The organism is Mesorhizobium sp. M7A.F.Ca.CA.001.08.2.1 (genome assembly GCF_003998455.1).
Lineage (GTDB): Bacteria > Pseudomonadota > Alphaproteobacteria > Rhizobiales > Rhizobiaceae > Mesorhizobium > Mesorhizobium ciceri.
On sequence record NZ_RZPW01000085.1, the window covers coordinates 1 to 12,811 of the forward strand.

Genomic DNA, 12,811 nt, shown 5'->3' on the forward strand with positions numbered 1-12,811 from the left:
GCCGACCGCCGGCGTCCGCGTCGAATGCGCCATCTCGGTGCTCAAGGCAAACGGCTTCAAGGCCGAGAACATTTTTGACGCCCCTCAGGCCAAGACCGATACGGAAGCTGCCCTCAATGCGGCGACCGTCGTGCTCAACGCCCATGCCGAGATCAAGAAGTGGGTTTCTTTCGGCCTCAACGACGAAGCGGTGCTGGGTGCGGTGCGTGCCTCCGAAAGCGTCGGCATCCCCGCTGATAGCGTGATCGGCGTTGGCATTGGCGGCGCGGATTCGGCGATCAACGAGTTCAAGAAGCCGACGGCCACCGGCTTCGTCGGCACCGTGATCATCTCGCCGAAGCGTCATGGCTACGAAACGGCGCTCAACATGTATGACTGGGTTGCCAGCAACAAGGAGCCGGAGAAGTTGATCCTGACTTCTGGTGCACTCGCCAAGCGCGACGACTACCAAAAGGTCCGCCAGGGCCTCGGCATCGAATAATCCTCCCTGTACAAACAGGCGGCGGCTCATCCCGCCGCCTGTTTGCCATTCCACAAGAGGATCGCTGCCCGTGTCCTTTCTCGACTTCTCGCACATCACCAAGACCTATCCGGGCGTCAAGGCGCTGTCGGACGTCTCGTTCGGCGTCGACAAAGGCGCCGTGCACGGCCTGATGGGCGAGAACGGCGCCGGCAAATCCACCCTGATCAAGATACTGTCCGGCGACCAGCATGCCGATCAGGGCGAGATCCGCATCGACGGCAGGGTTCAGGCCTATACGTCGACCCGGGATGCCTTCGACAATGGCGTCATCGTCATTCATCAGGAACTGCAGCTGGTTCCTGAACTCACCGTTGCCGAAAATCTCAGCCTCGGTCGTTTCCCTGCCAACGCCGGCATCATCGCCGGCCGCCGGATGCTGGACGACGTCGGCGCCAAGCTGAAATCGGCCGGCATCGACATCGACATGCGCCGCAAGGTCAAGACGCTGTCCATCGGCGAACGCCAGATGGTCGAGATCGCCAAGGCGATCATGCTCGACGCACGCGTTATCGCGCTGGATGAACCGACCTCGTCGCTGTCCTCGCGCGAAAGCGAAATCCTGTTTGCCCTGATCGACCGCCTGCGCGGCGAGGGCAAGGTCATCATCTACGTCTCGCACAGGCTTGACGAAGTGTTCCGGCTCTGCGACAGCCTGACCGTGCTGCGCGACGGCAAGCTGGCGGCGCACCATGCGTCGCTGAAAGGCGTCACCCGCGACCAGGTCATCGCCGAAATGGTCGGCCGCGAGATTTCGGATATCTGGGGTTTTCGCGCACGAAAAACGGGCGATGTCCGCCTGAAGGTCGACGCTCTCAGCGGCCCCAAACTGAAGACGCCGGCCAGTTTCGAGGCGAGGGCAGGCGAGATCGTCGGCTTCTTCGGCCTGATCGGTGCCGGGCGCTCGGAACTGATGCGTCTGGTCTATGGCGCCGATCCGCGCTCGGGCGGCACCATCACCGTCGATGGCAAGCTGGTCCCTGCCACCGATCCGCGTGGTACGATCCGGGCCGGCATCGTGCTGTGTTCGGAGGACCGCAAGCATGACGGCATCATCCAGGGCCGCTCGGTCGAGGAGAACATCAACATCTCGTCGCGGCGCCATCACACGCGCTTCGGCGTGTTGAACCGCGCCAGCGAGATCGCCACCGCCGAAACCTTCATCAAGAAGCTCAAGGTGCGCACGCCGTCGCGCAAGCAGGACATCATCAACCTCTCCGGCGGCAACCAGCAGAAGGTCATTCTTGGCCGCTGGCTGTCCGAACAAGGGGTGCGGGTTCTCATTGTCGACGAGCCGACGCGCGGCATCGACGTCGGTGCCAAATCGGAAATCTATGAACTGCTCTACCAGCTTGCGCAGGACGGCATGGCGATCGTTGTCGTCTCGTCCGAACTGCCGGAGGTGATGGGCATCTGCGATCGCATTCTGGTGATGTGCGGCGGCCGCGTCAGCGCTGAGCTCACCCGCGACCAGTTCGCCGAAAGGGCGATCGTGGCCGCCGCTCTCCCCGATCAGAAAACCCCCGACGCGATCGCATCTTGAGGACTTTTGGCATGACCGACCAGTTGAAAAAAATCCTGCTCGGCGAACAGGGCCTCGTCGTCATCTTTGTCGTCGCCTTCGCGCTGGTCTCGGCTCTGGTGCCGAATTTCCTCACCGACCGCAACATGCTCGGCCTGCTGCAGTCGGTGGTCACCGTCGGTATCGTCGCCTGCACCATGATGTTCTGCCTTGCCGCACGCGACTTCGACCTGTCGGTCGGCTCCATCGTCGCCTTTGCCGGCATGGTCGCTGTGATGGCGTCGAATTACACCGGCTCGATCCTGCTTGGCCTCTTGGCGGCAATTGCCAGCGGCGCCTTCGTCGGCTTCATCAACGGCATCGTCATCGCCAAATTCCGCATCAACGCGCTGATCACGACGCTGGCCACCATGCAGATCGTGCGCGGGTTTGCGCTGATTGCGTCCGACGGCCGCGCCGTCGGCATCAACAGCCCGGATTTCTACCAGCTCGCGCTGTCCAAACTGCTCGGCATTCCGACGCCGGTCTGGGTGCTCGCCATCCTGTTTTGCATCTTCGGCTTCGTCCTCAACCGCACCGTCTTCGGCAAGAACACATTGGCCATCGGCGGCAATCCGGAGGCTTCGCGCCTTGCCGGCGTCAATGTCGACCGGACGCGCATCTGGATTTTTGCGCTGCAAGGCGTCATCTGCGGCATCGCCGGCATCCTGCTGGCGTCGCGCATCACCTCGGGCCAGCCCAACGCGGCGGTCGGACTGGAACTCTCGGTCATCTCGGCCTGTGTGCTCGGCGGCGTCTCGCTTGCCGGCGGCCGCGCCACCATGTCGGGCGTCATCGTCGGCGTGCTGATCATGGGCATCGCCGAGAACGCCATGAACCTGCTCAACATCCCGGCCTTTTACCAGTACATCGTGCGCGGCGTTATTTTGCTCCTGGCCGTGCTGCTCGACAATCTGCGCTCGTCGGCTTTGGGCCGGCGTTGAGTCGGGGCAGGGCATGTCGGCTGGAATACTACTGGAAAGCAATCGGCTGTGCGTCGAGATCAGCCCCTCTGGCAGCGCAATCGTCAACGGCCATACGGCCGACGGGGTGCCATTCCTGCGTCCCTACCAAGGCGAGGCCGAGTTCGACGTTGTGCACTGCGCTTGCTTTCCGATGGTGCCGATCGGCAATCGCGTCGAGGGCAATGCGTTTTCCTGCGGCGGTCAAAACTTCACGCTGGCGCCCAACACGACTGATCCTTTCTATATTCACGGTGACGGCTGGCAGGCGAACTGGAAGGTCGAGGAGCATCGCGTCGACCGCCTCGATTTGGCCTTCGATCAGCCGCGCCGCGTCGACTCGCCCTATGTCTACCATGCGCGACAGTCGTTCCGGCTCGCCGGCGCGCGGCTGGAACTCCGGCTTGCCGTCGAAAATACCGGCGTCATTCCACTGCCATTCGGCCTCGGTTTCCATCCATTCTTTCCGCGCACGCCGCGGACGACCTTGTTTGCGCCGGCCGAAACCTGGTGGACAGAGCGCGACGGGCACCTTCCAGCGTCCAGGAGCGCCATTGCCGCCGATGTCGATTTCTCAACGCCGCGCCATTTGCCCGACCGTTGGCTGAACAATGGCTTCGAAGGGTGGAGCGGCATCGCGCGCATCATCTGGCCGGAGCACTGTCTGGGGATCGACATCGAGGCGGACGCGGAGCTCGACCGCTACATGCTCTTTGCGCCGGACACGGACCGAAGCTTCTTCTGCCTGGAGCCGATGAGCCATACCCCAAATGCGTTGAAGCATTTCGATGCCGACCCAATGGGGATCAAGGTACTTTCCCCCGGCGAGGTTCTCAGAGCAAGATTCGCAATGACCGTCTTCGACTGGAGCGACAACCATGGCTGAGCGCCTTTCCGGCAAACGCATCTTCCTGACCGGCGCCGCGCAAGGCATCGGGCTGGCGATCGCCGAGGCCTGCCTTGCCGAAGGCGCAAGACTGTTCCTGGTCGACCGCGACGGCGCACTGCTGGACAAGACCGTCGCGGGCCTCGCCGTGCCGCGCGGCCATGTCGGGCATGCGGCAGCCGACATCAGCGACGGTGCCGCGATTGCCACTGCCGTCAGCCAAGCGGCCGCCGAGATCGGCCCCATCAGCGCGCTGATCAACAATGCCGGGGCCAATGTGTTCTCGACGCCGCTCGAGGCGACCGAGGAGGAATGGAACCGCAACTTCGACGTCAACGTCAAGGGCGCCTGGAATTGCAGCAAGGCGGTGTTGCCGGGTATGATCGCGAGCGGCGGCGGCGCCATCCTCAACATCGCCTCGACGCACAGCTTCACCATCATCCCACACACCTTTCCCTATCCGGTCGCCAAGCACGCGCTGCTCGGCCTGACCAAATCGCTGGCGCTCGAATATGCGGTGCAAGGCGTGCGCGTGAACGCGCTGGCGCCCGGCTATGTCGAAACCCAGAAGGCGATCGACTACTGGAACAGCTTTGCCGATCCGGCCACAGCACGCGCCAACACCATGGCGCTACATCCTGGCGGCCGCATCGCCACGGCGCGCGAGATTGCGCTGGCTGCGGTGTTCATGATTTCCGACGAGTGCCCGTTCATGAATGCGGCCACGCTCGTCGTAGATGGTGGGCTGAGCCAGCTCCAGCATCCAGCCTGAATTCCGGGAAAATCATGACCAAGAGACGATCGCAGCACTGGTTCGGCGGGCAGGGCAAGGACGCCTTCATTCACCGCAGCTGGATGAAGAACAACGGCCTGCCCGACGATGCCTTCGACGGCCGCCCGGTGATCGGCATCTGCAACACCTTCTCCGAATTCACGCCTTGTCACGTGCATTTCCGTGGCCTGATCGAGCACATCAAGGCGGGCGTGCTGGAAGCCGGCGGCCTGCCGCTGGAATTCCCGGTCTTCTCCTGCGGCGAATCCAATCTGCGCCCGACGGCGATGCTGTTCCGCAATCTCGCCTCGATGGATGTCGAGGAAGCGATCCGCGGCAATCCGATGGACGGTGTCGTGCTGATGGCAGGCTGCGACAAGACCACCCCGTCGCTGGTCATGGGCGCGGCCTCCTGCGACCTGCCGTCGATCGTCATTTCCGGCGGGCCGATGCTCAATGGCCGTTTCCAGGGCCGCGAGATAGGTTCCGGCACCGATGTCTGGAAATTCTCCGAGGATGTCCGCGCCGGCGTGATGAGCGAGCAGGATTTCGCTAATGCCGAGAGTGCCATGTCACGCTCGCCGGGTCATTGCATGACCATGGGCACGGCCTCGACCATGGCCTCGATGGTCGAAGCGCTCGGCCTGGCGCTGCCGGGCAACGCTGCCTATCCGGCGGTCGACGCGCGCCGCAGCCGCATCGCCCGCATGACGGGGCGGCGCATCGTCGAGATGGTCAATGAGAATCTCCGCCCGTCCGCCATCCTCAAGAAAGAAGCTTTCGCCAACGCCATCCGTGTCAATGGTGCCATCGGCGGCTCGACCAATGCGGTCGTGCATCTGCTGGCGATTGCCGGCCGCGTCGGCACCGAACTGACACTGGACGATTGGGATCGGTATGGCCGCGATGTACCGACCATCCTCGACCTGATGCCGTCAGGCCGCTTCCTGATGGAGGACTTCTGCTACGCAGGCGGCATTCCGGCGGTCATGAAGGAGATCGGCGATCTGCTCGATCTCGACGTGCTGACCGTCACCGGCAAGACCGTGCGCGACAACATCCGTGACGCTCAAAACTACAATCCCGAGGTGATCCGCCCGCGCGACAAGGCGCTTACTCGCAATGGCGGTATCGCGGTGCTGCGCGGCAATCTGGCGCCCGACGGCGCCATCATCAAGCCGTCAGCCGCGTCACCGGCCCTGATGAAGCATCGCGGCCGCGCCGTCGTCTTCGAGGACATCGACGACTACAAGGCGCGCGTCGACGATCCCGCGCTCGACGTCGACGAAGCGTCGATCATGGTGCTGAAGAATTGCGGCCCCAAGGGCTATCCGGGGATGGCCGAGGTCGGCAACATGGCGCTGCCCCGGAAGCTGCTGAAGCAGGGTGTCCGCGACATGATCCGCATCTCCGATGCCCGCATGTCCGGCACCGCCTTCGGCACCGTCGTGCTGCATGCCGCACCCGAAGCCGCCATCGGCGGCCCGCTGGCGCTGGTCAGGAGCGGCGACTTCATCGAGCTCGACGTCGAAGCAAGGAAGCTGCATCTCGACGTGTCGGCACAGGAGTTGGCGCGGCGTCGTGAATCCTGGCTACCGCCCGTCCCGGCGATGCGCGGCGGCTATCAGGGCCTCTACGTCGACCGTGTCCTGCAGGCGGACCGCGGCGCCGATCTCGACTTTCTCGTCGGATGCCGTGGCCACGCCATTCCACGCGAAAGCCATTGAGGCCGACCAGCATGCCTAATTTCCGGCCTGACGGTTTCCACGGCATTCACGCCATTCTCTACGCGCTCTTTGACGCGAACGAACAACTGGACCGCGCGGCGATGCGTCGGCAGGTCGAGATCTGCCTGGCGACGGGCGTGCACGGCATGGCGGCGCTCGGCCTGGCGACGGAAGTCGCCAAGCTGACCGAGGCCGAGCGCCGGACGATCATGGACTGGACGGCGGAAGATACGGCTGGAAAAGTGCCGCTTGCCTTCACCATCTTCGGCGCTTCGGTGGCTGAGCAGGTGGCACAGCTTCGCCATGCTGAAAGCGTGGGAGCGGATTGGGTGATCCTGCAGCCGCCGCCGGTCGGATCCTATGGTGCGCCGGAATACACCAGGTTCTTCGGCCGCGTCGCCGAGGCAACCGACCTGTCGGTGGCGATCCAGAACGCGCCGGCGTTTTTCGGGCGCGGCCTGTCATCGGACGAGATCCGCGAACTCGTCACGCTGCATCCCAACATAAGGCTGATCAAGGGCGAAGGCCCGGTCACCGACATTGCCGGATTGATCGAACGCACCGAAGGCCGGATACCCGTTTTCAACGGACGCGGCGGCCTGGAACTGATCGACAATTTCCGCATCGGTTGCCGCGGCATGATCCTGGCGCCTGATGGCATCGACCTCGCCGTGCGCGCCTACAATGCGTTTCGGATCGGTGACGAAGCGACGGCCGAGGCCGAGTATGCAAGAATGCTGCCGGCAGCGGTCTGCGTCATGCAGGGCATCGAGAACCTGATCTGCTACGGCAAGCGGCTGTTCGGCGCCCGCGCAGGCATCCCGATACACGACCGGGCTCCGGCGATGCGGCCCAACGAGACCGGCGTGGCGATGGTGGCGCGCTTTGCGGCTGGCCTCGGTCGGTTGCCTGGCTGAACGGCAACTGCCCTTCAATAGGTCGTCCGCCCACCCGACAGGTCGAACGTGGAGGCGGTCGTGAAACTGTTCTCCTTGGAGACGAGCCAGGCGACCATCGCCGCGGCTTCGTCGACCTCCAGCAGGCGGCCGCGCGGAATGCGCGAGCGCATATATTCGATGTGCTCCGGCGTCAGCTGTTCGAGAATGCGCGTCTGTGCCGTGGCCGGCGAGATGCAGTTCACGGCGATGTCGTACTGCGCCAGTTCCTTGCCGAGCGACTTGGTCAAGCCGATGACCGCCGCCTTCGAGGCTGAATAGGCGGAGGCGTTGGGGTTGCCCTCCTTGCCGGCGACCGAAGCGATATTGACGATCCGTCCGTAATTGCGCTCCTTCATTCCGGGAACCACGGCGCGATTGACGTAGAACGTACCGTTTACGTTGACGTCGATGACCTTCTTCCACGTCTCGATGTCGTAGACGTCGAGCGGGGCGGCAGGGCCGGCAATTCCGGCGGAATTGACCAGAATGGAAATCTTGCCGGCCAGATCTTCGGTCCTGGCGCGCGCCGCGTCCACCGACGTCCAATCGGCGACGTCCACGATCTCTGTCGTGGCAGCGTTGCCGAGTTCCTTCTTGGCGGTTTCGAGGCGGGCCTCATCGAGATCCCACAAGCTGACCGTCGCGCCGGAAGCGACGAAACGCCTGGCCATCGCGAAGCCGAGGCCCTGGGCGCCGCCGGTGACGACAGCGTGCTGGCCGTCAAGATCGATCCTGTTCATGTCGAGCGGTTCTTTCCGTTTGAGATTTTTCGTGGGTGCCCGCCGGCCTGTGCAGGCCGGCGATCGCTACATGGTCGCGCCAAGGCTCCATGGCACGAACTCGTTGTCGCCATAGCCGAGCGCTTCCGACCTGGTGCGCCCGCCGGAAGCGACGCGCAGGATCTCGGCAAAGATCTCCTCGCCCTTCTCGGCCAGCGAGACGCCGTCCAGTATGTCTCCGCAATTGATATCCATGTCCTCGCGCATCTGCTCGAAGATGAAGGTGTTGGAGGCAAGCTTGATCGAGGGCGTCGGCTTGCAGCCAAAGGCCGAACCGCGGCCGGTGGTGAAGCACAATATGTTGGCGCCGCCGGCGACCTGCCCGGTGGCCGAGACCGGGTCGTAGCCGGGCGTATCCATGAAGACGAGGCCGCGCTCGTTGATCGGCTCGGCATATTCCAGCACCGCCCGCAGATTGGTGGTGCCGCCCTTGGCGGAAGCGCCGAGCGATTTCTCCAGGATGGTCGTCAACCCACCCAGCTTGTTGCCGGGCGAAGGGTTGTTGTTCATCTCCATGTCGTGCCTGGCGGTATAATCCTCCCACCAGCGGATGCGTTCGATCAGCTTTTCGCCCACCGCGCGGCTCTCGGCGCGCAAGGCGAGGAGATGTTCGGCGCCATAGATCTCGGGCGTCTCCGAGAGCACCGCCGTACCGCCTTGCCCGACAAGCAGGTCCACCGCAGCACCTAGTGCCGGATTGGCGCTGATGCCGGAGTAACCGTCCGATCCACCGCATTGCAGCGCAAGCACCAGTTCGGAGGCTGGTTGCGGCGTCCTTTCGGCGGCGTTCACCGTAGGCAGCATGTCGACGATCGCCTTCACGCCAGCCTCGACCGTCTTTCGCGTACCGCCGGTTTCCTGGATGGTCATCGTGCGGAAAATCGTGCTCTCCTCGATGTTGTACGACTGCATCCAGCGTGGGATCTGGAACGCTTCGCAGCCGAGTCCGACCATCAGCACGCCGCCGACATTGGGGTTCGTGGCAAAGCCCCATTGCGTCCTTTTCAACAGGTCGTAAGCGGGACCCTTGGTGCCGATGCCGCAGCCAGTGCCGTGGACGAGTGCGATGATACCGTCGACATTGGGATAGTCGCGCAGGATGCCAGACCGGTTGACCTCGTCGGTGATGAACCGGGCGACGCTGGCAGAGCAGTTCACCGAGGTCAGGACGGCAATGAAGTTGCGCGTGCCCACCTTGCCGCTCGGCCGGCGGTAACCCATGAAAGTAGCGCGCTCGGCCTCGGCAACGATCTCGGTTTGCCTGGTATTCGTGCCGAAGACGTAGTCGCGTTCGAAATTTCGCAGATACACATTGTGCTCGTGAACCCAGTCGCCGGCGACGATTGGTTCCCGCGCAAAACCGATGGTCTGGCCGTATTTCACGATCGGCTCGTCCGAGCCGATGTCGCGCAAGGCCATCTTGTGCCCGCGCGGTATGCGTGCCCTGGCAGCCACGTCACCGGCTTTTTCGCCGATCTTCAACGGATCGACCGCCAGAAGAATGTTGTCGGCCCCCGAAAGCTTGATGAACCGCGCCATGACCCAAACTCTGAAAAAGTTCTCCGCGACAGGAGGTCGAGAGACAAGAAATGATTTGGAATACTAATATAATAGAATGTCAGAGGTCAAGGCCGGAGACTGGATGAGGTCGTCATGAAAGACGGACCGGTCGCCACGTCGTTGGGCATATCCGGGAAGCGACTGCCCGATAACGTTCTGGTCAATCGAGATGGAAGACCTCTTCCATGGCCGCCCACCATTCGCCGTCGGCGCGCGTCGGCAGCGGCGTCTGCATGGGGCCGCACAGTTCCCACCATTTGCGCATGGCCGGCGACTCGCTCATCCGCGCTGCATCCTTGGCGAAGTCGCTGCCGTGATACTCCCAGCAGGCGAACAGAAGGTTCTCCGGTTCGCGCAGGAAGATCGAATAGTTGCGGATGTTGGCGCGGCTGATGACGTCGAGCACTTCGGGCCAGACGGCGGCGTGGACGCGCTTATAGTCCGCGATCGCCTCGGCTTTCACGCCGATACAAAGTCCCATTCTTTGCATGCTGGTTGCTCGCGGGGCTTCAGCCGAGAAGGTCGGCGGCGACTTCGAGCGTGTTGCGGAACGACGTCTCGAGATGATGTTCCATGGCCCGTGCCGCACCCTCGGCGTCGTGGCGCTTCAGCGCGTCGAAAATGGCCTCGTGCTGCTCGATCGTCTGTTCGCCATAACCCGGTCTTGGGATAGCGAGATAGCGCCCGCGATCCATCTGTGCCTTCGAGATGTCGACGGCTCTCCAGATCATCGGCAGGCCGCAGATCTCGGCTATGGTGCGGTGGAAGACATCGTCGAGTTGTATCGCGGTGGCATATCTGCCGCGGGATATGGCAAGCCGGTGCGCCGCCATGTTGTCTTCCAGCAATTCGCTGGCTGCCGCTGTGAACTTGGCGGCCGCGCGTCGGGCGCTTTCCATCTCCAGTGCCCGCCGGATGACATAGGCTTCTTCCAGGTCGGCCCGGCTGATCGGAGCAACATAGGTGCCGGTCTGCGCCAGGATCTTGACCAGGCCCTCGTCGCTGATGCGCTTGACCGCTTCGCGAACGGGGGTGCGAGACACCCCCAGGGCCTCCGCGATGGCGACCTCGTTGATGACCTCTCCCGGCTTCAACTGCCCGACGACGATCAGGTTGCGGATCTTGTGGTAGATCTGATCGCGGAGCGGAAGAGCCCGATTGAGCGTCGAAGGATCCAGGTCCATTGCAAATCCGTGTCTTCGTTCACCAGAAATGGCCAGATAATACTAGAATGTCAATTGGAACGCATCCAATACAAGCGTGGGGGTCGGTGACGCACGACGTCATGACGACCCGCCGGAATCCAGCTTGCCAGAACTGTTATATTAGTGCAATAGTGAGGATGAACGATGGAAAATTCAGTCCGGGACTGAGGCCTGGATCTTCAACAGCGCAGGCCATTCAAGCTTGTTCGAAGAAGCCCGAACTGCGTTTGCAGCGCTATTATACTAACATATCGAAGGCCGATGTAGCGCACCGGCCGGCCGCCAGGAGGAACCTAGCCAGATATGACCGTCGCCGCCGATTGCGCCTTGGATATGCGAGGCATCAGCAAGAACTTTCCAGGCGTGAAGGCTCTGTCCAACGTCAATTTTGCCGTGAAATTCGGCACCGTTCATGCGGTCGTGGGTGAGAACGGCGCCGGCAAATCGACGCTCATGAAGATCCTCAACGGATCCTACGCGCCCACCAGCGGCACGATCAAAGTCGGTGGCGCCGAGGTGCGCATGCGCCGGCCCGCCGACGCCCAGGCGCTCGGCATCCGCATGGTGCACCAGGAAATCAATCTGGTCCCCGACCTGACCGTCGCCGAGAACGTCTATCTCGGCCGCATGCCCGGCAAATGGACCTTTCTGCGCAAGCGCGAGATGGTCAGGGCGGCGGCTGCCGTCCTCGACGAGCTCGGAGCGGCCATCAATCCGCGTGAACGGCTCGGCAACCTTTCTATCAGCCAGCAGCAGCTCGTCGAGATCGCCAAGGCCTATGCGGCGCAGCCGAGGATCATAGTGCTGGACGAGCCGACATCCAGCCTCAGCGAGCATGAGACGGCGGCGCTGTTCCGGATCCTGCGCAAGATGCTCGATGACGGCATCGCCATCGTCTACATCAGCCATCGGCTGAAGGAGGTGCTCGAAATCGCCGATGAGGTGACGGTGCTGCGCGATGGCTCAATGATCGAGACGCGTCCGATCAAGGGCATAAAGGCTGCCGATATGATCAGGCTGATGGTCGGTCGCGAAGTTAGCAATGTCTTCCCGAAAAGTCCGGCCGCGATCGGCAAGTCCGTGTTGCGCGTGGAGCATATCAGCGACGGACAGCGCTTCCGCGATGTCAGCTTCGATGTGCGCGCCGGCGAGATACTGGGCTTGACCGGCTTGGTGGGCGCTGGCCGCACCGAGGTTGCCCGCGCAATCTTCGGCCTGTCGCGGCTTGTCGAGGGCACGGTCAGCGTCAACGGACGCGAGGTCTCGATCAACTCGCCATCCCAGGCGGTCAGGGCAGGCATTGCCTATGTTCCGGAAGATCGCAAGGGCGATGGCGTCGTGCCTGGAATGTCGGTCCGGGAAAACATCAGCCTGCCCATCCTGCGCCGCCTGACCCGTTTCGGACGCATCAGCCGCAGCGCCGATCGCGCGCTTGCCCGGGATTCGGTCAAGCAGTTTTCGATTTCACCGCCCGACGGCGAACGGCGCATCAGCCTTCTGTCGGGCGGCAACCAGCAGAAGGCGGTCATCGCCAAATGGCTTGCCGCCAAACCTTCGGCCTTGATCCTCGACGAGCCGACGCGGGGCGTCGACGTCGGCGCCAAGGCCGAGATCCACCACATCATCGGCCAACTCGTCGCCGGCGGCATGGCGGTCGTGATGATCTCGTCGGAACTGCCCGAAATCCTCGGAGTCTGCGACCGCGTGGTGGTGATGCGCGATGGCTATGCCTCCGAGCCTCTCTTGCGCAGCGAATTGAGCGAGGAGCGCATCATGGCGCTGGCCACCGGGGAGGAGATGGCTTGAGCGAAGCGGCCATGGAGATCGGTGGCGTGAACCGCAACGACCGCTTTACGCGTGGCAGCAGGCTTGTCGATGTCCTGTCGAAGGCGGGGCTCGCC

The 12,811-nt window shown here is 63.1% G+C and carries 11 protein-coding genes and 1 pseudogene; 8 read left to right on the forward strand and 4 right to left on the reverse strand.

Annotation, left to right across the window (positions count from 1 at the left end):
* The 7 genes and pseudogenes from EN914_RS07840 to EN914_RS07870 form a co-directional block, all read left to right on the forward strand.
* A pseudogene (locus tag EN914_RS07840) lies at nt 1–481 on the forward strand (arabinose ABC transporter substrate-binding protein); the annotation flags it as partial.
* 70 nt (nt 482–551) lie between these two features.
* Nucleotides 552–2,063 (forward strand): L-arabinose ABC transporter ATP-binding protein AraG, encoded by a 1,512-nt coding sequence (araG, locus tag EN914_RS07845; protein WP_024501893.1) that lies wholly within the window; start codon nt 552–554, stop codon nt 2,061–2,063.
* A gap of 11 nt (nt 2,064–2,074) precedes the next feature.
* Nucleotides 2,075–3,025, forward strand: coding sequence for an L-arabinose ABC transporter permease AraH (araH, locus tag EN914_RS07850; RefSeq protein WP_024501892.1), 951 nt, complete (start codon nt 2,075–2,077; stop codon nt 3,023–3,025).
* A gap of 13 nt (nt 3,026–3,038) precedes the next feature.
* On the forward strand, nt 3,039–3,929 hold the full coding sequence (locus EN914_RS07855; protein WP_024501891.1) for an aldose 1-epimerase: 891 nt from the start codon (nt 3,039–3,041) through the stop codon (nt 3,927–3,929).
* Nucleotides 3,922–4,701: an SDR family oxidoreductase gene (locus tag EN914_RS07860; RefSeq protein ID WP_024501890.1), complete on the forward strand. Its 780-nt coding sequence runs from the start codon at nt 3,922–3,924 to the stop codon at nt 4,699–4,701. Before EN914_RS07855 ends, EN914_RS07860 begins: the two co-directional genes overlap by 8 nt.
* A gap of 14 nt (nt 4,702–4,715) precedes the next feature.
* Nucleotides 4,716–6,428 (forward strand): IlvD/Edd family dehydratase, encoded by a 1,713-nt coding sequence (locus EN914_RS07865; protein ID WP_024501889.1) that lies wholly within the window; start codon nt 4,716–4,718, stop codon nt 6,426–6,428.
* Nucleotides 6,429–6,439: 11 nt separating this feature from the next.
* Nucleotides 6,440–7,345, forward strand: a complete 906-nt coding sequence (locus EN914_RS07870; RefSeq protein ID WP_024501888.1) for a dihydrodipicolinate synthase family protein — start codon at nt 6,440–6,442, stop codon at nt 7,343–7,345.
* A gap of 14 nt (nt 7,346–7,359) precedes the next feature.
* Here the strand turns inward: EN914_RS07870 and EN914_RS07875 are convergent, their stop codons facing one another.
* The 4 genes from EN914_RS07875 to EN914_RS07890 form a co-directional block, all read right to left on the reverse strand.
* Nucleotides 7,360–8,106 carry an SDR family NAD(P)-dependent oxidoreductase gene (locus tag EN914_RS07875; protein WP_013528170.1) on the reverse strand — a complete coding sequence of 249 codons (747 nt, stop codon included), beginning with the start codon at nt 8,104–8,106 and terminating at the stop codon, nt 7,360–7,362.
* A 66-nt stretch (nt 8,107–8,172) separates the two neighbouring features.
* Entirely contained in the window at nt 8,173–9,684 is a 1,512-nt protein-coding gene (locus EN914_RS07880) for a UxaA family hydrolase (RefSeq protein WP_024501887.1), read from the reverse strand.
* Nucleotides 9,685–9,865: 181 nt separating this feature from the next.
* Nucleotides 9,866–10,195: an L-rhamnose mutarotase gene (locus EN914_RS07885; protein WP_024501886.1), complete on the reverse strand. Its 330-nt coding sequence runs from the start codon at nt 10,193–10,195 to the stop codon at nt 9,866–9,868.
* A gap of 19 nt (nt 10,196–10,214) precedes the next feature.
* Complete coding sequence (locus EN914_RS07890) at nt 10,215–10,889, reverse strand: GntR family transcriptional regulator (protein ID WP_013528167.1); 675 nt, start codon at nt 10,887–10,889, stop codon at nt 10,215–10,217.
* A 324-nt stretch (nt 10,890–11,213) separates the two neighbouring features.
* On the opposite strand from EN914_RS07890, the gene EN914_RS07895 reads away from it, so the two are divergent.
* On the forward strand, nt 11,214–12,716 hold the full coding sequence (locus EN914_RS07895; RefSeq protein ID WP_024501885.1) for a sugar ABC transporter ATP-binding protein: 1,503 nt from the start codon (nt 11,214–11,216) through the stop codon (nt 12,714–12,716).
* Nucleotides 12,717–12,811: the final 95 nt, after the last annotated feature.

Coding starts and splice junctions, on each gene's coding strand:
- EN914_RS07855 (WP_024501891.1), top strand. CDS start 3,039: ATGTCGGCTGGAATACTACTGGAAAGCAATCGGCTGTGCGTCGAGATC.
- EN914_RS07890 (WP_013528167.1), bottom strand. CDS start 10,889: ATGGACCTGGATCCTTCGACGCTCAATCGGGCTCTTCCGCTCCGCGAT.
- EN914_RS07895 (WP_024501885.1), top strand. CDS start 11,214: ATGACCGTCGCCGCCGATTGCGCCTTGGATATGCGAGGCATCAGCAAG.
- EN914_RS07880 (WP_024501887.1), bottom strand. CDS start 9,684: ATGGCGCGGTTCATCAAGCTTTCGGGGGCCGACAACATTCTTCTGGCG.
- EN914_RS07885 (WP_024501886.1), bottom strand. CDS start 10,195: ATGCAAAGAATGGGACTTTGTATCGGCGTGAAAGCCGAGGCGATCGCG.
- EN914_RS07875 (WP_013528170.1), bottom strand. CDS start 8,106: ATGAACAGGATCGATCTTGACGGCCAGCACGCTGTCGTCACCGGCGGC.
- EN914_RS07870 (WP_024501888.1), top strand. CDS start 6,440: ATGCCTAATTTCCGGCCTGACGGTTTCCACGGCATTCACGCCATTCTC.
- EN914_RS07860 (WP_024501890.1), top strand. CDS start 3,922: ATGGCTGAGCGCCTTTCCGGCAAACGCATCTTCCTGACCGGCGCCGCG.
- araH (WP_024501892.1), top strand. CDS start 2,075: ATGACCGACCAGTTGAAAAAAATCCTGCTCGGCGAACAGGGCCTCGTC.
- EN914_RS07865 (WP_024501889.1), top strand. CDS start 4,716: ATGACCAAGAGACGATCGCAGCACTGGTTCGGCGGGCAGGGCAAGGAC.